Source organism: Mesorhizobium sp. Ca11, from assembly GCF_020165275.1.
Classification (GTDB): Bacteria; Pseudomonadota; Alphaproteobacteria; order Rhizobiales; family Rhizobiaceae; genus Mesorhizobium.
Window position 1 is genome coordinate 224,513 of sequence record NZ_JAIUHU010000001.1, and the last position, 18,404, is coordinate 242,916.

The following is an 18,404-nucleotide window of genomic DNA, read 5'->3' on the forward strand; positions in this document are numbered from 1 at the left end:
GCGCGCGTCGCTTCGCTCCTTGCTCCGCCCGTGGATGACGACCGCGATAGGCGTCTCGGCCAATCGCCAAGGCATGGGATCTGCCAACGCACACTAACCAACCGGTCAAAACGTCTGTGTCAAGGTACTACTGCGTCGTTAAGCGAGTGCCGCATCGCTGATGCGGAACTGCACCATGCGGTTTCCGTTCCAGTAATTGCCCGACAACGAACCGGCGATATGCACGGTCCTGCCCCTGTTTTTAAACAGGAATTCGCCGAGCGCGGTGTCGACCGCACGGAACGCTATGGCTTGGATGTTGCCGCCGCTTTGCGACTGCAGGTCCACCCGAATGTGGTTGGTGCCGATCGCGCGCGCGTCGGCCAGCCGATGGCGCGGCAGCACGAACACCGGCGCGATGTGCCCGGCCCCGAACGGCCCGGCTTTCTCCAGCGCGTCGAGCAGCGCGATCGTGGCGCCCTCGGCGGCCAAGGCGCCGTCGATCGCCAGGCTCTCCTCGTTCTGCAGGCGAAACACGTCGGCTGCGGCGCGCTCCTCAAAAAAGGCGCGCAGTTCGCCGAGCTTGGAGCGCTCGACGGTGATGCCTGCAGCCATCGCGTGGCCACCGCCCTTGACGATCAGCCCGGCCTCGGCAGCCTCGCGCACCAGCCGGCCGAGATCGAAGCCGGTCACCGAGCGGCCGGAGCCCGTGCCGATGCCGGTCGAGTTGAAGGCGATGGCGAAGGCCGGCCGGCGCGCATGATCCTTGAGCCGCGAGGCGATCAGCCCGACGATGCCCGGATGCCAGCTGTTGCTGGCGGTGACGATGACTGCCGGACCGTTGCCGCCCGCAAGCTCCGCATCGGCCTCGGCGCGCGCCTGCGCCAGCATCTCCTGTTCCATCTGCTGCCGTTCCTGGTTCAGCCGGTCCAGCGTCTCGGCAATGCCTGCCGCCTCGACGGGATCGTCGGTGGCCAGAAGCCGGCTGCCGAGCGCGGCATCGCCGATGCGGCCGCCGGCATTGATGCGCGGGCCGATCAGGAATGACAGATGGAAGGTGTTGATCGGCTCGCCGATGCGCGAGACCCGCGCCAGCGCCGCCAGCCCCTCATTCTTCTGCTGGCGCAACACCTGCAGCCCCTTGACGACGAAGGCGCGGTTGACGCCGGTGAGCGGGACCACGTCACAGACCGTCGCCAGCGCCACCAGATCGAGCATCGAAAGCAGGTCGACCGGTGCGGCATTCGGCAGCCTCTCGCGCAGCACTTTGGCCGTCTGTACCAGGCACAGGAAGACGACGCCGGCGGCGCACAGATGTCCCTGCCCCGACAGGTCGTCCTCGCGATTGGGATTGACCACGGCGTCCGCCGCCGGCAACGGGCCGCCGACCTGGTGATGATCGAGCACCACGACATCGGCGCCGGCTTGCCTGGCCGCGTCGATCGAGGTCGCGCTGTTGGTGCCGCAGTCGACGGTGACGATCAGCTTCGCGCCGCGCGAGATCAAGTCCCGCATCGCTTCCGGATTGGGCCCGTAGCCTTCGAAGATGCGGTCCGGGATGTAGATTTCGGACGGCACCGAAAAATGCGTGAGAAAGCGTTTGATGAGCGCCGACGAGGCCGCGCCGTCGACATCATAATCGCCGAAGATCGCCACTTTTTCGTGGGCGACGACCGCATCGGCCAGCCTCGCCGCCGCTTTCTCCATATCGGTCAGCGATGCTGGATTCGGCAGAAGCTCGCGAATGGTTGGATCGAGGAAGCGCGCGGTCTGCTCCACGCTGACGCCGCGCCCGGCAAGCACTCGCGCCACGATGTCGGGCACGCCATGGCCCTGCGCCATGGCCAAGGCGGCCATGTCCTGGCGCTCGGTCAGCCGGTGTTCCCACGAAACACCGGTCGCCGACTGCCTGACATCGAGGAAGAACCGTTTCTCGCCCGTCATGCGACGCGCCGTCTGCACATCATCATTGCGCAGATATCAATATGCGACGGCCGGAGCAATTGCGGGGAAGCGGGCAATGCGGGGAAAGGTGTGGAACGTTTTTCCTCGAATTGCGGCAAATCGCCCGGACGAAGGCAAATCAGAACTTATCCAGATCCTGGTGACGCGCCTTGATCTCGCGCACGGTGCGCGAGGACGAGCGCAGCACGATGGTGTGCGTGGTGATGAAGGTGCGGCCGAACTTCACCCCGTCGAGCAAATTGCCGTCGGTGACGCCGGTCGCCGCGAACAGCACGTCGCCCCGCGCCATGTCCTGGGCGCGATAGATCCGCTTCGGGTCGGAAATGCCCATTTGGTGCGCGCGCGCCACCTTCTCCGGCGTGTCGAGGATCAGCCGGCCCTGCATCTGCCCGCCGGTGCAGCGAAGTGCGGCCGCCGCCAGCACGCCCTCCGGCGCGCCGCCGGTGCCGAGATAGATGTCGATGCCGGTCTCGTCCGGATCGGTGGTGTGGATGACGCCCGCGACATCGCCGTCGCCGATCAGCCGGATCGCCGCACCCGTGGCGCGCACGGCGTCGATCAGCTTGGCGTGACGCGGCCGGTCGAGGATGCAGGCGGTGATATCGGAGACGCCCACGCCCTTGGCTTTGGCCAGATTGGCGAGGTTTTCGGCCGGCGAGGTGTCGATGTCGATCAGACCTTCGGGATAGCCCGGGCCGATGGCGATCTTGTCCATATAGACATCGGGCGCGAACAGCAGGCTGCCCTTTTCCGCAATCGCGATTACGGCAAGCGCGTTGGGCAGGTTCTTGGCGCAGATCGTCGTGCCCTCGAGCGGATCGAGCGCGATGTCGACGGCCGGACCCTTGCCGGTGCCGACCTCCTCGCCGATATAGAGCATCGGCGCCTCGTCGCGCTCGCCCTCGCCGATCACCACCGTGCCTTTGATGGCCAGCCGGTTGAGCTCCTGGCGCATGGCGTCGACCGCCACCTGATCGGCAGCCTTCTCATCGCCGCGTCCGCGCAGCCTTGCCGCCGCGACGGCGGCCCGTTCAGTGACGCGCACGACTTCCATCGTAAGGATCCGGTCGAGACCGGCGGTGATGTCCTGGGCTATGTTCATGGAGAGAAATTCCTCGTGAAACTCAACCTCCCGCCAGAGGTGGGCTTCTTCTGACAAAGCTCCATGACAACGGCAAGACTTGCCCCGTCAATTTTTGAAATGACAGCAAAATCAATCGATTGAAGACGAAACCGGACTTGGTTTATTCCGCCCGCTCGATGCGGATCACCTGCGGCTTGTCGGTCAGATGACCGTCCTTGGTGATGCCTTCGACGGCCTTGCGCACCGCCGCTTCCGTCGTCTCGTGGGTAACGAGGATGACCGTCTTCTGCGCCTGCGTTTCCGCGCCGGCCGCCTGCTGGACGATCGATTCCAGCGAGATGTCGTTGTCGGCCATGCGTTTGGCGATGGCCGCGAAGACGCCCGTGCGGTCATGCACGGTCAACCGGATGAAATAGCCGCCGGCATGGCTGCGCATCTGCGCTTTCTTGTAAGGCTTCAATTCCTTCGCCGGCCAGCCGAAGACCGGGCCATGCTGGAAGCCCGGCCGGCTCTTGGCGATGTCGGCGATGTCGCCGACGACCGCCGAGGCGGTGGCATTGCCGCCCGCGCCAGGACCCGAGAGCAAGAGCTCGCCCAGAATATCGGTCTCGATCGCCACCGCGTTTGTGACGCCATGCACCTGCGCGATGACCGACGCCGTCGGCACCATGGTCGGATGGACACGCTGCTCTATGCCGCTATCGGTGCGCTGCGCGACGCCGAGCAGCTTGATGCGGTAGCCGAGATCGCCCGCCGCGCGGATGTCGGCCTGGGTGATGTTGGAGATGCCTTCCATATAGATGTCGCCGGCGGCGATCTTCGTCCCAAACGCAAGGCTGGTCAGGATCGACAATTTGTGCGCCGTGTCGTGGCCTTCGATGTCGAAGGTCGGATCGGCTTCGGCGTAGCCCAGCCGCTGCGCGTCCTTCAGGCAGGCGTCGAAGGAGATGCCTTCGGCTTCCATGCGCGTCAGGATGTAGTTGCAGGTGCCGTTGAGGATGCCGAAGACGCGCGTCACCGCGTTGCCCGCCATCGCCTCTCGCATCGTCTTGATGACCGGGATGCCGCCGGCCACCGCCGCCTCGTAGTTGAGCAGCACACCCTTCTTCTCGGCGATCTCGGCAAGCGCCACGCCATGCTTGGCAAGCAGCGCCTTGTTGGCGGTCACGACATGGCGCCCAGCCTCGAGCGCCGCTTTCACCGAGAGCCGCGCCGGCCCCTCGTCACCGCCGATCAGCTCGACGAAGACGTCGATATCGGCCTTTTCGGCCAGCTTGACCGGATCATCGAACCATTTGGCGACGCCAAGATCGATACCTCGGTCGCGTTTCGGATCGCGGGCCGAAACGGCGGTCACGACGATGTCGCGACCGCACTGCCGGGTAAGCTCGGCCGCCTTGTCGCGCAGCACGCGCGCCACCGAGGCGCCCACCGTGCCAAGGCCGGCAATTCCAACACGCAATGCTTCAGCCATGTCCGGCGAGGCCCCTCAATTTGCAAAAAATGTCAGGTGCAAAAAATGTCAGGCAACTCAACGGTGAGCGGCTAAAGGCACCACATTGTTGGGCTGCTTCGCGGTGGTCGCGAGGAACTTCTTGATGTTGCGCGCGGCCTGGCGGATCCGGTGCTCGTTCTCGACCAGCGCCAGGCGCACATAGTCGTCGCCATGCTCGCCGAAGCCGACGCCCGGCGCCACCGCGACATCCGCATGCTCGATGAGCAGCTTGGAGAATTCCAGCGAGCCGAGATGGCGAAACGGCTCCGGGATCGGCGCCCAGGCGAACATCGACGCGGCCGGCGCGGGAATGGTCCAGCCGGCGCGGCCGAAGGAATCGACCATCACGTCGCGCCGCTTATGGTAGACCTCGCGCACCTCCTCGATGTCCGCGCCGTCGCCGTTCAGCGCATGCGCCGCCGCAACCTGGATCGGTGTGAACGCGCCATAGTCGAGGTAGGACTTCACCCGCGTCAGCGCCGAAATCAGCCGCTCGTTGCCGACCGCGAAGCCCATGCGCCACCCGGGCATGGAAAAGGTCTTCGACATCGAGGTGAACTCGACGCAGACATCCATCGCGCCCGGCACCTGCAGAACCGATGGCGGCGGATTGCCGTCGAAATAGATTTCCGAATAGGCGAGATCCGACAGGATGATGATGTCGTTCTTCTTCGCGAAGGCCACCACGTCCTTGTAGAAATCGAGCGAGGCGACAAGCGCCGTCGGGTTAGACGGATAATTGAGGATCAGCGCCAGCGGCTTGGGGATCGAATGGCGGATGCCGCGCTCGACCGCCGGGATGAAGCCGTCATCGGGCTCGACCTGCAGTGAACGGATCACCCCGCCCGACATAATGAAGCCGAAGGCATGGATCGGATAGGTCGGATTGGGGCACAGGATGACGTCGCCGGGCGCGGTGATCGCCTGCGCCATGTTGGCGAAGCCCTCCTTCGAGCCCAGCGTCGCCACCACTTGCGTATCGGGATTGAGCTTCACGCCGAAGCGGCGCTGATAATAATTGGCCTGGGCGCGGCGCAGGCCCGGAATGCCGCGCGAAGCGGAGTAGCGATGCGTGCGCGGATCGCGCACGACTTCGCACAATTTATCGACGATGGCTTTCGGCGTCGGCAGGTCCGGATTGCCCATGCCAAGGTCGATGATGTCGGCGCCGCGCGAACGGGCGCTGGCCTTCAGCCGGTTGACCTGCTCGAACACGTAAGGCGGAAGCCGGCGGACCTTGTGAAATTCTTCCATTTCAGTTCCAGACCATCAGAGTTTCGGCGCGCGATATAGACCTAATTGCAGCTAGGGTCGAGGGCGGGGTCGCATTTGCCCTCGATCTGCTTCAGCGTGTCGGCGCCATGCGTCTTGGCCAAAGTATTGAGCGCGGCCGAATTCGCCGGCGCCTTGACGCCGCTGCCCTTGGCAATCTGCATCTGCTCCTCGGCCTTGAGCTGGGCGAGGTTCGCCGCGGTCTCTTCCTTGGTGAGCTGCTTGGCGGCCACCTGCGGCGGGATGTTGAGGTTCGGATAGGAACCGGTGTCCCTCGGACCTTCGGTCAGCGCCGTCGGCGCATTGTTCGTGCTGGTGCTCGTGCAGCCGGCAGCGGGCAGCAGCATGCCGACCAGCCCCGCCATCAGCGCCATGCGGCAAATCGAACCCGGCTTGAGAAAAAAAGTCCCGCCAACATTAATCGTCATATTGTTTTCCTGGCAGCCGGGTTAGAGCGAATTGGACCCGGTCAGATGTCCCATGGTAATATGTCAAGAAAACGCTCCGGGAGGAACCCCGCGAACCATGTCCAAACCTGACGATTCGGACAAAGCGGAAAATGGCGGACCTTCGGCCATCGAGCAATATCTGGTGAAGGATCCCGAGCGCTTCGCCCTGAACATGGCGCGCATGGTCGAGCAGGCTGGCAAGGCGGCTTCCGCCTGGGCCGAACCGCGCGAGAAAGGCGAAGTGCGCGACCATGTCGCCGAACCCGTCGTCGACATGGTCAAGACCTTCTCAAAGCTTTCGGAATACTGGCTGGGCGACCCGCAACGCGCGCTCGAAGCGCAGACACGGCTGTTTGCCGGCTACATGACCGTCTGGGCGAACGCCATCCAGAAGGTCAATCCCAACGCCGAAGCGCCACAGGACGCGGTTCAGCCCGAGCGCGGCGACAAGCGCTTCCAAGACCCCGAATGGGGCCGCAACGCCTTCTTCGACTTCCTCAAGCAGGCTTATCTGGTCACCTCGCGCTGGGCGAACGAGCTTGTTGAGCATGCAGAGGGCCTGGATGAGCACACCCGCCACAAGGCGAGCTTCTACGTCAAGCAGGTGTCGAACGCGATCGCGCCGTCGAACTTCATCCTGACCAATCCCGAGCTGTTCCGCGAGACCATGGCCTCGAATGGCGAGAACCTGGTGCGCGGCATGAAGATGCTGGCCGAGGACATCGCCGCGGGCCGGGGCGACCTGAAGCTGCGCCAGGCCGACTACACGCCCTTCGAGATCGGCAAGAACATCGCCACCACGCCCGGCAAGGTCATCGGCCGCAGCGATGTCGCAGAGATTATCCAATACGACCCGGTAACCGAGACGGTGCTGAGACGGCCGCTGCTGATCTGCCCGCCATGGATCAACAAATTCTATATTCTCGACCTCAACCCGCAAAAGTCCTTCATCCGCTGGGCGATCGAGCAGGGCCACACCGTCTTCGTCATCTCCTGGATCAATCCCGACGAGCGTCACGGCGCCAAGGGCTGGGAGGCCTATATCCGCGAAGGCCTGCAATTCGGCCTCGACATGGTGGAGAAGGCGACCGGCGAAAAGGAAGTCAACGCCATCGGTTACTGCGTCGGCGGCACGCTCCTGGCTGCCGCGCTTGCGCTGTTGGCGCAGGAAGGCGACCACCGCATCAGATCGGCCACTTTCTTCGCCACCCAGGTGGACTTCACCTATGCCGGCGACCTCAAGGTGTTCGTCGACGAGGACCAGGTCGCCGCGGTCGAGCGCTCGATGAACGAAAAGGGATATCTCGACGGCACCAAGATGGCCACCGCCTTCAACATGCTGCGCTCGGGCGACCTGATCTGGCCCTATGTCGTCAACAACTACATGCGCGGCAAGGAGCCCCTGCCCTTCGACCTGCTCTACTGGAATTCCGATTCCACGCGCATGGCGGCGGCCAATCACTCATTCTACCTGCGCAATTGCTATCTCGAGAACAATCTCTCGCGCGGCACAATGGAGCTTGCCGGTCGCACGGTCTCTCTGGCCGACATCACCATCCCCGTCTACAACCTGGCCACGAAGGAAGACCACATCGCGCCGGCGCTTTCGGTGTTCCTGGGGTCGCAGTTTTTCGGCGGCGACGTCGAGTATGTAATGGCGGGTTCCGGTCACATCGCGGGCGTCGTCAACCCGCCTGCCGCCAGGAAATATCAGTACTGGACCGGCGGCAAGCCGGTGGGCGATTTCAGCGCGTGGCTTGCCGCGGCGCACGAGCATCCTGGTTCATGGTGGACGCACTGGCAGCACTGGATCGAGGCCCAGGACGACATTCGCGTACCCGCCCGCAAACCCGGCAAGCGTATGAAAACCTTGGGAGATGCGCCGGGCACCTATGTCAAGGTGCGTGTGTAACGGGCTGTAATGTGTGGTGAGTTGACGGGCCGCCAAAACAGGGCGAAATGGTGGCGTCAATCGTTCGGCGGCCTCAAATCACCTTCCGACGCAGAATAATTCCGAGGCTTGCAGATTCGACACACGTCCCGTTTCCGGTTGGGAACAGGAGGGTTATCGCGGCGCGATACTGGAGTGGCGCGGCGATGACGAACCGACCGGATCTCGAGGGGGAATTTGTTTTGAAATCAGCAGGTTGGCGTCTTGCACGAGGGGGAAGCTGCAGCATTGCGGCAGCGCTTTTCTCCGTGCTCCTGGCCTCCTGCACATCGACCGGCGACCCAACGATGTCGGTTGTTTCGCCCGCCTACAATTCAACTGCCGGCGAAATGAGCGCGACATCCAGCGCCAAGACTGCGACTTCGGCCGATTCGTCCTTGCAGGCATCGGCGCCGGCCGAAGCGACGTCGACCGTGATGAGCGAGGGCGATGCGCCTTTGCCCGAGAAGGTCGCCTATGTGCCGGAGACGCGGCCGGACGGCACCTTCCCCATCGCCATTCCTGCCGGCGCCCAGGCCATTGCCGGGAGCACGCCGCAACCGCTGGTTCAGCAGGCGCAAACGGCGGAACAGACGCTAGCCGTCGCCAAGCAGGTCGCCGCCGGCGATGCCGCCACCGTCGCGTCGAAGGCGCAGGCGACCACGCAGGCCATGAGCAACGGCGTCTATGTGACCGCGGCCGAGCCGGCGCAGCCGCAGATCGCCGCGCCGAAGAAAAGCCTGTTCGCCTCGCTGTTCAGCACCACGCCGGCTTCGGCCGCGCCCGCCCCCCTGATCAACAATGCGCGCTCCGGCGACCAGCCCGCCGCGCAGGCCAAGACCACGCCGCCGCCGGCCAAGCCGATCGTGACGCTGGCCTCGGCGACCCCGGCCGAAAAGCCGGGGCAACTGGCCTCGCTCGACAACCCGAGCAATCACATCACGGGCGCCGACGCTCTTCCCGGCGTGCGCCAGACGGCGCTGTTCGAGATCAAGCGCAAATCCGGCATCGACGACGAGAGCGACGTCGACCTCAACGAGGACGAAGGCGGCGGCGGTTCCTACCAGGTGGCGTCGGCCGCCGGCTTGGCCAGGCTCGCGCCCAATGGCCTTTTGAAACAGAACGAAAGCGTCGACGTCGCCTGCCTCAAGCCGTCGCTGGTACGGGTGCTGAAGACGATCGAGGGCCATTTCGGCCGCAAGATGATCGTCACCTCCGGCTATCGCGATCCCTCGCGCAACCGCCGCGCCAACGGCGCCAAGAACTCGCTGCACATGTATTGCGCCGCCGCCGACATCCAGTTGCCCGGCGTGTCGAAATGGGAACTGGCGAGCTACGTCCGCTCGATGCCCGGCCGCGGCGGCGTCGGCACCTACTGCCACACCGAATCCGTCCATATCGACGTCGGCCCCGAGCGCGACTGGAACTGGCGCTGCCGCAGGCGCAGTGGCGGCGGCGAGGACGGCTGATACGTTCGGCTTGGCCTCGTGAGCATGGCCGTTTGACCGGTTGCGAGGCGATCGCCGCCAATGCCGATATTAGTCTCAACACGCCCATCAAAGACGTCGGCGATTAGCCGAGGCATCCGTCGCCTCGTCATCCACGGGCGGAGCGGGAGCGAACGCGCAGACCCGAGGATCCATTCCGTGCACCGTTGCGGCATGTCAGCCTCACAGAATTTATGGTCTGCGCGCGTCGCTTCGCTCCTTGCTCCGCCATAGAATGACGATCGCGAGGATGTTCCGGCTAATCTCCAGGGATGCGCGGCCAAGCGAAACCGCCACCCGAGGGGCTTTGTGCCGCCTTTGAAAAAAGTTGTCGCATGTGGCGGCAGATGGGTTGCCGGTTGGCAACAACGCAATTATAAGCCGCTTCGTCTGAGCGCGCCCATCGTCTAGCGGTTAGGACACCGCCCTTTCACGGCGGTAACAGGGGTTCGATTCCCCTTGGGCGTACCAGACTTTTCAAGAACTTAGCGACGCTTATGCCGACTCTGTCCAATCTTTGGCCAATATCGGGCTCGAATCCGGCTTGGTCCGGTGTCGCGTTGACGGTTGGTTAACGTTACGTTACCCTCTAATTAGCTATTGCTAAAGAAAGGGTAACGCTATGAAAACGGCAATCGTTTGTGCGGCTCTCGTTCTCGCGGCGTCAAGTGCCGCTGTGGCCCACGATAAGAAGCCAACGCCCACTGTCCAAAAGACATGTGCAGGGCTGTCGATTAAGCCGACTGCAGCGGCCAAACTTGACTGCACTACGACCGGAACGGCCAATTCATCACAGACCGAGGTGGGCAGTTCCAAGCCCCGCCTTGGCTACGAGACGAGCCGTCCCGAGGTGTTCTCTTTCGGACTATAGTCACTGGCGTGCCCGCCCCAATGAGGCAGCGGGCCGCTCAAAGATCGGTGGTGCAGATCGTGTTTTAGTTGATTGCCGAATGCGTCTCGCCGGTCAGGCGCCGCGCCTCCTGACGGCCGAAGGTCTCTGCCGCCAGGGCTTTCATCTCCGCAGTCACAATGAATTTCGCCGCGCAAACGCGTTCCTGGCTCCCATCACAGGCGCGCTGGTTAACGAAGCAAGACACCCGGAACAGATTGGCTGCCATCGACACCCTCGCTGCCACCACCACCGCCGCCTGGTCAGTAACGCTCTCCGCACTTGTGAGCTTAGTTCAAGCCAGCCCCGTCATGTGGACGAGCCGAAAAACCCCATGGCCGATCGCGAGCACGAATTCACCATGGTTGGCGGCCAAATCCCAGCCGAAGAACGCAGCCCAACAAAAGAGCACCAAAGTAAAGCGCATTAGCGAACTCTAATGTGCGATAGTTGACCAAACCTTTACGCAATGGTCGCATTCCGGCGCCTGGAAATCGGTGGAAAAGGTATAGAAACCTATATCAATGCAGAGATGCTAATTTAGCCTCACTTTAGCCGACTCTACCCACCCCTACCGAGTCGGCTAAGGCCCGGCGGTTCACCCAACGCAAACCCCAACGCGGAACTGTCGGGCCGCTCTATGGCTAAGGCGTCCACCCCTTACGCTGTGCTGGAATTCCGCGCGTTGCTGTATAATGACCCGGTCGCGGAAGGCGCGCTGCGTGTGTTGGATGTGGGCGGAGTCACCTTCAGCAAGCCAGCACGCCCGGCCACCTAAGCAGCCGCGTCAATTGCGACACATGTCGGGTTCTCACTAGACTAGGCATCACAGCTCAAGCCTTCGCTGTTTTGCATATCGACAAGAACTTTGCGATCCGCGGCTCGATGGGCACTCGATAAAAGGCCCTCATATTTGATATCGGCCGCCGGAATCTGTTAGAGTTCGGCTCGACATAAAAAGCGAAATCCGACATGTGATCGTGATTAAATATCGTGCAGTAAATTACCTGCCCGACTACAGCAAAACCTCTTTTTCAGCAAATCCGCCGCTCACGAACTCACGCAATAGCTGATCATTCTTTGCGTTCAGCGTGACTGTAAGTTCGTCGCCAGCACCAATGGCCGTCCAGAGCTTCCAGGGTTGTGGCAGCGTTGACAATCAGGTTGCGCAGCGCGCGGCGGCGCAGGCCGAGCGCGCCGGAGCGCCGTTATCTCGGTCTCGATGTCGCGGATCAGCCGGTCTAGTTCCACCGCGTCCTGGTTCACCTCCTCGCGCACCAGGCGGATGGCGCTGTCGGCGATGCGGTCGAGCTCGTGAAGATCGCTCAGCCATTTTTCGCACTCCCTCAAGAAACTCGTCTCTGAGCCGCCAAGGACGCGCAGTTAGCTATCGCGCAGTTAGTTATCTAGCCGCGGCCAGAGGTGGGCCTGTGAAGGTCAGACCGAAACGCGCCCCGATTGCCGCGATCTGATCCATGTCATCCGGGATTCGGCACTTGTGTTTCGCCATCTCCGCGAAGAAGCCTTCGAAGCCGCCGGGAGTCAGGATGGTGAGCATTCTGGCGGGTCGATCGCCGATCACCCGGAATGCATGCTCGATTCCGCGCGCAACGTGCACGACACCGCCCGGGCCGACCATGCGCGTTTGACCGTTCATCCAGAACTCTACTTCGCCGGACTGGATCTGGAAGGTCTCGTCCTCGTTATTGTGGATGTGGCGCGGAGGACCGTAGCCGGGCTGATCGAGGCTTTCGAACATTCCCAGCCGCGAGGCCGTTTGCTCCGCCGTGAGGCAAATCCGGTAGGACGTTCCAAGCCACTGGACGCTGTAGGGTACTGAAGCAACGGCCACCGAAACCTCCCGCGATCCGACGTCATTTTCGACGCAGGGAAGTTGCCAGAACCGATTTCATAATTGAAATCGATAGCTGATATAAAATATATTCGGCGAATGAATTTATCGAGCTTCGACCTCAATCTCCTGCGGGTGCTCGACGCGCTGCTGCGCGAGCAATCGACCGTAAAGGCCGGACAACGCATCGGTCTGTCGCAACCGGCGATATCGGCCAGCCTGGGACGACTTCGGAATTTTCTCGGCGATCCGCTGTTCGTGCGCCAGGGACAGCATATCGTGCCGACACAATACGCCCGGAACCTCGAGCTTCCGCTTCGCCGCATCCTCGATGAACTGTCGGCGCTGCTTGCCGGGCCTGGCAGCTTCAATCCGGCCGAAGCCGAGCAAAGCTTCAAGATCGCAGGTTCGGATTTCTTTGCCGAGATGCTGATGCCTGCCCTGGCCAATGCAATCTCCGGGCTTGCTCCCAAAATACTGATCCAACTGGTGGATCTTGTGCCCGACGACTATGTCGGCACGCTCGAAAACCACGGTATCGACCTTGCCCTCGTTCCCAAGCTCGATTTCGCCAGCTGGATCGACTATCTTCCTGCCTTTCGGTCGACATTCGTGACGATCGCCCGCACTGGGCACCCAAGGCTCGAGCGGGCGAAGGTGAACCCCGGAGACGTCATTCCGATCGACCTTTTCTGCGACCTCGGCCACGTCGTCTTCTCGCCCGAGGGCAAGCTCAAGGCCATGGGCGACGCGGCGCTGGCCCGGATGGGGCGCGAACGGCGGGTGGCCATGACGATGCCGGTGTTCGGCGGCGTCTGTAACGCGGTGGCGGGAAGCGATCTTGTCGCGCTCGTTCCGGAACAGCTGGCGCGCAAGGTAGCATCTCGCTTGAGACTGGCGATCTACAGTCCACCCATGCCGATCGATCCTGCCCTCATCTGCATCGTTTGGCACAAACGCCACACAACCGATCCTACACACCGATGGCTGCGGGAAATGGTGTTGAAGCTGCTCTCGCAACTGAGCGCCGGCGAAGCCGGCAGCAGCGCCCATGAACCACGCCCGGCCTGAATGGCGGGCCTGTGTCGGTGCATTGTCGGCAGAAAGGACGCAAGCGGAAACGCGCTGTTAACGCCGTTCGCGGACGACAGGAGCCGTCCTCGACTCGAAAGTGTAAAATTCCCTCCGCTCTCGGCCGTGGAGGCGGGAATGAAGATGCTTCGGACAGCGCTCTTATGCGCGGCAATGACCGGCCTGGCAGGCGTGCCGCCCGTTCACGCAGATCAGCCTGCCCAGCCGAATAGCCAAGCAATGCCGCGGCCGCCGGCAGTCCATTGCCAAGGGCAAAATTGTCTTCCTCCGGCTGACGATCCCGTGCTGGATTGCAAGGGCCCGGATTGCACGCCGGCCCCGGCAACTGATCAGACGCCGAGCCCGGAGATTCAAAAGGTCAAGTAAGCCGCATCGGCCAGTGTCTGAGGCTCCCGTGAAAAGCCGGGAGAGCTCACAGGCCTTCGGTCAATCCGGAACCATTGGAGCCGGCTCCTCGCGCCGGTAAACCATGCACCGGCCGTCGCTGGTCGGAACATAGTCGACCATCGGCGCGTAAGGAGCGTCGCACTCATTGCCGAATTGGCGGACATAGCGGTCATAGGTATTCGGTCCGGTGCTCAGCACCGCAGCATGCTGGCTCTGGATCAGTGCCTGCGTCTGTTCACACGTCATCTTGCGCGTATCGGATCGGGCGTCGGCGAAATTTGAAGCCGCAACGAGCATGGCTGCCGCGCAAAGCATAATCTTGCGTCCGGGCATGGTGGCGTCCTGGCAAAACATCGTATCGCCAAATTCGCATCTTGTGTCGCAGTTCCGCAATGATCGCGCTGTCACGATGCAGCGAGCGAGACCGACATCGTTTCGATTTTGGCATGGCGGCCTGCGATGTCATCTCCGTGTTGACGGCCCGAGCAAATCTCCGTGAGCGATGGCCGCAAGCAATATCGCACTATATAACAACATCGTTGAGGTAATGAGATGTCAGGCGCCTACGATCTCGGAACCAATCTGGTCCGCCGCATCTATGAAAAGCGCATAGATGCACCGGCCATTCTTGACGCCGGCACACATTTTCCCAATGCCGCGAAATTCACCGCCGCCTGGCGCAATATCCGCGATGAGGCGCTGGCGGCGAAGCTGAACAAGGCGCCGCGCTTCCACGACATCATGCCGGAACAGGCCAATATCTCGGCCAATGACGGTCTCGACTGGCGCATGTTCGTGCTCAAGGCCTATGACATGACGATCCCGGCGAACCTCACGCGCATGCCGGTCCTGAGCCGGCTGCTTTCGGAGTGCCCCGAGGTCAAATCGGCCGCCGTCTCGTTCCTCGCCCCGCGCAAGCACATCCCGCCGCATCGCGGACCCTTTCGCGGCATCATGCGGTTCCATCTCGGCCTGGTCATCCCCAAGCAGCCGGACGGCCGTCCGGCAACGATCATGATGATCAATCATGAGGAAAGGCGCATCGCCGACGGCGAATGCTTGCTGTGGGACGATACTTTCGAGCACGAAGTGATGAACAATTCGGATCAGCCCCGCGTCGCTCTCCTGCTCGACGTGTGGCGTCCGCAAATGCCGCTGGACATGGAAATCCTGTCGCGCGTGATCGTGCGCGGCGTGCAGGTGGGAATGCGCTATCGGGGCGTGTCGTTCGGCGGCTGAACCGATCGAAATCTACGCTCGCGCCTCGCGATACGTTCCTGCCCCGCTGCGACGCTTGCCGGGAAACATCGCGTCCCTCGCCAGCAATCCGCTGACGCGGCAGAAGGCTGCGAACGCGCGGCAGGCCTCCTCGGCGCTGGTCACGTCGACCGTCGCCCCGAAGCAGGCATTGAACGCGGCTTCGTAGACCTTGCCTTGGCGGCGCTTCGGCCAATCCTGCAGGAAATCGAGCGCCTGCTCGACGCTGTAGATTTCCTCGATCGGCAGGCCGGGCGCGGGCGTGATGCGCACCGGCACCTCGAATTGCAATCTGTCCATCCCCTGTCTCCCGAACTGGCGTAGCCGGAGCAACGCCGTTCGTTCTGAAAAGTTGCTTTTGCGGCCTTCTGACTCGCAAATGTGACCTCAGTGCGATGAAGAATCGGTTCGCCGGTGCGGCGGATCCGGGTCAGTCCGCATCGATACCGGCTGCATTGCCAATGCCGGATTTCCACCGTACTGCCGGCCATCGCAGCCCCTTGTCCCTCTTCCACGCCCTTGCCGTTATTGGTTAGCCGGGTCGGTCTCCGCATCATAGGCCGTGCGGGTAACTACCATCAGCACATAAGCGGACGGCAGCGCGAAGATGGCGCCGAGCACGATCGCCGCTGTTCCTTCCATGCGAAGGGTGGCGGCAATGGCCCAGTAGACGGTGCCGATGCAGATTGCCGCCTGGACCGCCAGAAAGCAGGCCGCCGCGACCGCGCAGGTGAGTGTCTTGAATGTCTTGATGCGTTGCATTGAACGGAATCCGAACTGACGCGCACGCGACCGGCGGACGACCGGCGGCCATCGCCGGATCGCGGCGCAAAGGAATTTTTGGTTTGAATGCCGCGCCTAGCGGCTAAGGCCTCACGCGGCCGGCGGCGCGCGCGGTTGGTTGGTGCGCGAAGCGGTAGCGCTTGCCGATACGGGCGTGGCGCTCATCTTGGAACGGCAACGCCCGGCCGATAACCAGGAAATCGGATGCATGGGCGAGCGCGCCGGAATTGCCGCCGACGAGCTTTGTCGCGAGCGGCCGGCTGGCCCGGACCTCAAGCGCCTGCGCCTTGCCGGTTGTTCTGAGCAGCGCGATCGTATCGCCCTGACGGGCAGCGCTGATGCTGGAACCACACGAGAACGAGGCGGCGGACGCGGAGATTTCGGCCTGCGCGAAGCCCAGCAGCGCGAGCATCAGCAGCGCCATCAGGCCCGCAAAAGCGGTCCTGGCCGGCAGCAGCATCGATCTTTCGCGTTCAGGCGCCGTCAAGTCAGTCTCCGGATACCAAGGCCCGACCTAGCCCATGGAAATGGCCAGGAAGGCCGCAATGGGCGCGGCAACTGCACTTCGTCCTTGAACCTTGCGGCTTGCGGTGCCAAATCTGGAGCAGATTTTTCGCGTTCGGCTCCTTTGAAGCCTACGCCGGCAAACGGACAAAATGGTCACCTATCTCGACGCCTCCACCGCCCCCCTTCGAAACACCGGCCAGATCCGCCTCTATGGCGAGGAAGGCTTCGCCGGCATGCGCAAGGCCTGCGACCTCACCGCGCGCTGCCTCGACGAGCTTGTGCCGCTGGTGAAGCCCGGCGTGACCACGGAAACGATCGACCGCTTCGTCTTCGAATTCGGCATGGACCACGGTGCGCTGCCGGCAACGCTCAATTACCGCGGCTACACCAAATCGTCCTGCACCTCGATCAACCATGTCGTCTGCCACGGCATCCCCGACAACAAGCCGCTCAAGGAAGGCGACATCGTCAACATCGACGTCACCTATATCCTCGACGGCTGGCATGGCGATTCCTCGCGCATGTATCCGGTGGGCACGATCAAGCGTGCCGCCGAGCGCTTGCTCGAAGTGACCTATGAGTGCCTGATGCGCGGCATCGCCGCGATCAAGCCCGGCGCCCGCACCGGCGCCATCGGCGCCGCGATCCAGACCTATGCCGAGGCCGAGCGCTGCTCGGTGGTCCGCGACTTCTGCGGCCACGGCGTCGGCCAGCTTTTTCACGACGCGCCCAACATCCTGCATTACGGCACCGTCAATGAAGGCGTCGAGATGCGGCCGGGCATGATTTTTACCGTCGAGCCGATGATCAATCTCGGCCGGCCGCATGTGAAAGTGCTGTCGGACGGCTGGACGGCAGTCACGCGCGACCGCTCGCTGTCGGCGCAGTATGAGCATACGATCGGCGTCACTGACACCGGCTGCGAGATCTTCACGCTGTCGCCGAAAAAGCTCGACCGCCCTGGCCTGCCGGGGTAGGCCGGATCATCGTTTCATGGAAACGATGGCCCGCCCCTATCCTCTTGTTTGACGCAATTCCGAACAGAAAACCGCTTCACACTTTTCCTGGAATTGCTTTAGGTTTCAGCCAAAGCCTGAGGGGGAGCGGCGGCATGGGCAAAGTCGAGGACGAGCGGGCGTTCTTTTCCGAAGGCTGGGTCGAGCCGCCCAAGGCGGCGCTGACAAAGGCAGCGGCGGCAGAGAAACCCCATTATCACGGCCATCGCGACCGCCTGCGCGAACGCTTTGCCGCCGGCGGACCGGACGCCCTGCCTGACTATGAACTGCTCGAGCTGCTTCTGTTCCGGCTGATCCCGCGCGTCGACACCAAGCCCATCGCCAAGGCGCTCATCGCCCGCTTCGGCTCGCTGGCCGAAGTGCTTGGCGCGCCGGCATCCCTGCTTGAAGAAGTCAAAGGCATCGGGCCGAACGTCGCGACCGACCTCAAGGTCGTCGCCGCGACGGCGCAGCGGATGGCACGCGGCGAGGTGCGCGGCCGCGAAGTCCTGTCCAACTGGACGCAACTCCTCGACTATTGCCGTTCGGCCATGGCCTTCGAGAACCGCGAGCAGTTCCGTATCCTGTTCCTCGACAAGAAGAACGGGCTGATCGCCGACGAGGTGCAGCAGACCGGCACCGTCGACCACACGCCGGTCTATCCGCGCGAGGTGGTCAAGCGCGCGCTCGAGCTCTCAGCCAGCGCCGTCATCCTAGTCCACAACCATCCTTCCGGCGACCCGACGCCGTCGCGCGCGGACATCGAGATGACCAAGCAGATCATCGATACGGCCAAGCCGCTCGGCATCGCCGTGCACGACCACATCATCATCGGCCGCAAGGGCAACGCCTCGATGAAGGGTTTGCTGCTGATCTGAGGCGTTTGCCCGGCATTTCGGGATTGCCGGGACATCGTCGCCTCATCAGATAGTCGGCTCTGGAATTTCAGCAGGAAATCAAGCATGATGGCACTTGGTATCT

The 18,404-nt window shown here is 62.9% G+C and carries 18 protein-coding genes and 1 tRNA gene; 7 read left to right on the forward strand and 12 right to left on the reverse strand.

What is annotated here, in order from left to right; translation table 11 throughout:
* Nucleotides 1-138: 138 nt before the first annotated feature.
* The 5 genes from recJ to LB538_RS01145 all read right to left on the reverse strand — a co-directional run bounded on the left by recJ (nucleotide 139) and on the right by LB538_RS01145 (nucleotide 6,223).
* Nucleotides 139-1,923, reverse strand: a complete 1,785-nt coding sequence (gene recJ, locus LB538_RS01125; RefSeq protein WP_224525332.1) for a single-stranded-DNA-specific exonuclease RecJ — start codon at nucleotides 1,921-1,923, stop codon at nucleotides 139-141.
* Between the two features lie 139 nt (nucleotides 1,924-2,062).
* Complete coding sequence (glpX, locus tag LB538_RS01130; RefSeq protein ID WP_224525329.1) at nucleotides 2,063-3,046, reverse strand: class II fructose-bisphosphatase; 984 nt, start codon at nucleotides 3,044-3,046, stop codon at nucleotides 2,063-2,065.
* A gap of 142 nt (nucleotides 3,047-3,188) precedes the next feature.
* On the reverse strand, nucleotides 3,189-4,502 hold the full coding sequence (locus LB538_RS01135; RefSeq protein WP_224525326.1) for a homoserine dehydrogenase: 1,314 nt from the start codon (nucleotides 4,500-4,502) through the stop codon (nucleotides 3,189-3,191).
* A gap of 57 nt (nucleotides 4,503-4,559) precedes the next feature.
* Nucleotides 4,560-5,777, reverse strand: coding sequence for an LL-diaminopimelate aminotransferase (locus LB538_RS01140; protein WP_095765055.1), 1,218 nt, complete (start codon nucleotides 5,775-5,777; stop codon nucleotides 4,560-4,562).
* Between the two features lie 41 nt (nucleotides 5,778-5,818).
* The gene (locus LB538_RS01145; RefSeq protein WP_224525323.1) at nucleotides 5,819-6,223 is read right to left on the reverse strand and encodes a hypothetical protein; all 405 of its coding nucleotides are present in this window, start codon (nucleotides 6,221-6,223) and stop codon (nucleotides 5,819-5,821) included.
* 97 nt (nucleotides 6,224-6,320) lie between these two features.
* Between LB538_RS01145 and phaC the strand changes: the two genes are divergently transcribed.
* The 3 genes from phaC (at nucleotide 6,321) to LB538_RS01160 (ending at nucleotide 10,132) form a co-directional block, all read left to right on the forward strand.
* Nucleotides 6,321-8,156 (forward strand): class I poly(R)-hydroxyalkanoic acid synthase, encoded by a 1,836-nt coding sequence (phaC, locus tag LB538_RS01150; protein WP_224525320.1) that lies wholly within the window; start codon nucleotides 6,321-6,323, stop codon nucleotides 8,154-8,156.
* A gap of 326 nt (nucleotides 8,157-8,482) precedes the next feature.
* Nucleotides 8,483-9,643 carry a D-Ala-D-Ala carboxypeptidase family metallohydrolase gene (locus LB538_RS01155; RefSeq protein ID WP_224525318.1) on the forward strand — a complete coding sequence of 387 codons (1,161 nt, stop codon included), beginning with the start codon at nucleotides 8,483-8,485 and terminating at the stop codon, nucleotides 9,641-9,643.
* Between the two features lie 414 nt (nucleotides 9,644-10,057).
* Nucleotides 10,058-10,132 (forward strand) — tRNA-Glu (locus LB538_RS01160).
* Nucleotides 10,133-10,596: 464 nt separating this feature from the next.
* Here the strand turns inward: LB538_RS01160 and LB538_RS01165 are convergent.
* The 3 genes from LB538_RS01165 to LB538_RS01175 all read right to left on the reverse strand — a co-directional run bounded on the left by LB538_RS01165 (nucleotide 10,597) and on the right by LB538_RS01175 (nucleotide 12,402).
* Nucleotides 10,597-10,779 (reverse strand): hypothetical protein, encoded by a 183-nt coding sequence (locus LB538_RS01165; RefSeq protein ID WP_140840420.1) that lies wholly within the window; start codon nucleotides 10,777-10,779, stop codon nucleotides 10,597-10,599.
* A gap of 857 nt (nucleotides 10,780-11,636) precedes the next feature.
* On the reverse strand, nucleotides 11,637-11,900 hold the full coding sequence (locus LB538_RS01170; RefSeq protein ID WP_411908982.1) for a hypothetical protein: 264 nt from the start codon (nucleotides 11,898-11,900) through the stop codon (nucleotides 11,637-11,639).
* A gap of 52 nt (nucleotides 11,901-11,952) precedes the next feature.
* Nucleotides 11,953-12,402, reverse strand: a complete 450-nt coding sequence (locus LB538_RS01175) for a cupin domain-containing protein (RefSeq protein ID WP_224525315.1) — start codon at nucleotides 12,400-12,402, stop codon at nucleotides 11,953-11,955.
* Nucleotides 12,403-12,501: 99 nt separating this feature from the next.
* Between LB538_RS01175 and LB538_RS01180 the strand changes: the two genes are divergently transcribed.
* Complete coding sequence (locus LB538_RS01180; protein WP_224525311.1) at nucleotides 12,502-13,473, forward strand: LysR family transcriptional regulator; 972 nt, start codon at nucleotides 12,502-12,504, stop codon at nucleotides 13,471-13,473.
* A gap of 447 nt (nucleotides 13,474-13,920) precedes the next feature.
* Here the strand turns inward: LB538_RS01180 and LB538_RS01185 are convergent, their stop codons facing one another.
* Nucleotides 13,921-14,214 (reverse strand): hypothetical protein, encoded by a 294-nt coding sequence (locus LB538_RS01185; protein ID WP_224525308.1) that lies wholly within the window; start codon nucleotides 14,212-14,214, stop codon nucleotides 13,921-13,923.
* Between the two features lie 219 nt (nucleotides 14,215-14,433).
* Between LB538_RS01185 and LB538_RS01190 the strand changes: the two genes are divergently transcribed.
* A complete protein-coding gene (locus tag LB538_RS01190) occupies nucleotides 14,434-15,120 on the forward strand; it encodes an aspartyl/asparaginyl beta-hydroxylase domain-containing protein (protein WP_224525304.1) in 687 nt (228 codons plus the stop codon).
* A gap of 12 nt (nucleotides 15,121-15,132) precedes the next feature.
* On the opposite strand, the gene LB538_RS01195 is transcribed toward LB538_RS01190, so the two are convergent.
* The 3 genes from LB538_RS01195 to LB538_RS01205 all read right to left on the reverse strand — a co-directional run bounded on the left by LB538_RS01195 (nucleotide 15,133) and on the right by LB538_RS01205 (nucleotide 16,381).
* Nucleotides 15,133-15,438, reverse strand: a complete 306-nt coding sequence (locus LB538_RS01195; RefSeq protein ID WP_140840426.1) for a DUF982 domain-containing protein — start codon at nucleotides 15,436-15,438, stop codon at nucleotides 15,133-15,135.
* Nucleotides 15,439-15,663: 225 nt separating this feature from the next.
* On the reverse strand, nucleotides 15,664-15,900 hold the full coding sequence (locus LB538_RS01200; RefSeq protein WP_224525301.1) for a hypothetical protein: 237 nt from the start codon (nucleotides 15,898-15,900) through the stop codon (nucleotides 15,664-15,666).
* Nucleotides 15,901-16,003: 103 nt separating this feature from the next.
* Entirely contained in the window at nucleotides 16,004-16,381 is a 378-nt protein-coding gene (locus LB538_RS01205) for a hypothetical protein (protein ID WP_224525299.1), read from the reverse strand.
* 196 nt (nucleotides 16,382-16,577) lie between these two features.
* Between LB538_RS01205 and map the strand changes: the two genes are divergently transcribed.
* Nucleotides 16,578-17,405: a type I methionyl aminopeptidase gene (gene map / locus LB538_RS01210; RefSeq protein ID WP_224525297.1), complete on the forward strand. Its 828-nt coding sequence runs from the start codon at nucleotides 16,578-16,580 to the stop codon at nucleotides 17,403-17,405.
* 134 nt (nucleotides 17,406-17,539) lie between these two features.
* Nucleotides 17,540-18,301: a RadC family protein gene (radC, locus tag LB538_RS01215; protein WP_224525295.1), complete on the forward strand. Its 762-nt coding sequence runs from the start codon at nucleotides 17,540-17,542 to the stop codon at nucleotides 18,299-18,301.
* Nucleotides 18,302-18,404 lie beyond the last annotated feature (103 nt).

Coding starts and splice junctions, on each gene's coding strand:
- LB538_RS01145 (WP_224525323.1), bottom strand. CDS start 6,223: ATGACGATTAATGTTGGCGGGACTTTTTTTCTCAAGCCGGGTTCGATT.
- recJ (WP_224525332.1), bottom strand. CDS start 1,923: ATGACGGGCGAGAAACGGTTCTTCCTCGATGTCAGGCAGTCGGCGACC.
- LB538_RS01135 (WP_224525326.1), bottom strand. CDS start 4,502: ATGGCTGAAGCATTGCGTGTTGGAATTGCCGGCCTTGGCACGGTGGGC.
- radC (WP_224525295.1), top strand. CDS start 17,540: ATGGGCAAAGTCGAGGACGAGCGGGCGTTCTTTTCCGAAGGCTGGGTC.
- LB538_RS01190 (WP_224525304.1), top strand. CDS start 14,434: ATGTCAGGCGCCTACGATCTCGGAACCAATCTGGTCCGCCGCATCTAT.
- glpX (WP_224525329.1), bottom strand. CDS start 3,046: ATGAACATAGCCCAGGACATCACCGCCGGTCTCGACCGGATCCTTACG.
- LB538_RS01140 (WP_095765055.1), bottom strand. CDS start 5,777: ATGGAAGAATTTCACAAGGTCCGCCGGCTTCCGCCTTACGTGTTCGAG.
- LB538_RS01200 (WP_224525301.1), bottom strand. CDS start 15,900: ATGCAACGCATCAAGACATTCAAGACACTCACCTGCGCGGTCGCGGCG.
- map (WP_224525297.1), top strand. CDS start 16,578: ATGGTCACCTATCTCGACGCCTCCACCGCCCCCCTTCGAAACACCGGC.
- phaC (WP_224525320.1), top strand. CDS start 6,321: ATGTCCAAACCTGACGATTCGGACAAAGCGGAAAATGGCGGACCTTCG.
- LB538_RS01195 (WP_140840426.1), bottom strand. CDS start 15,438: ATGGACAGATTGCAATTCGAGGTGCCGGTGCGCATCACGCCCGCGCCC.
- LB538_RS01155 (WP_224525318.1), top strand. CDS start 8,483: ATGTCGGTTGTTTCGCCCGCCTACAATTCAACTGCCGGCGAAATGAGC.
- LB538_RS01180 (WP_224525311.1), top strand. CDS start 12,502: ATGAATTTATCGAGCTTCGACCTCAATCTCCTGCGGGTGCTCGACGCG.
- LB538_RS01185 (WP_224525308.1), bottom strand. CDS start 14,214: ATGCCCGGACGCAAGATTATGCTTTGCGCGGCAGCCATGCTCGTTGCG.
- LB538_RS01165 (WP_140840420.1), bottom strand. CDS start 10,779: ATGGCAGCCAATCTGTTCCGGGTGTCTTGCTTCGTTAACCAGCGCGCC.
- LB538_RS01205 (WP_224525299.1), bottom strand. CDS start 16,381: ATGCTGCTGCCGGCCAGGACCGCTTTTGCGGGCCTGATGGCGCTGCTG.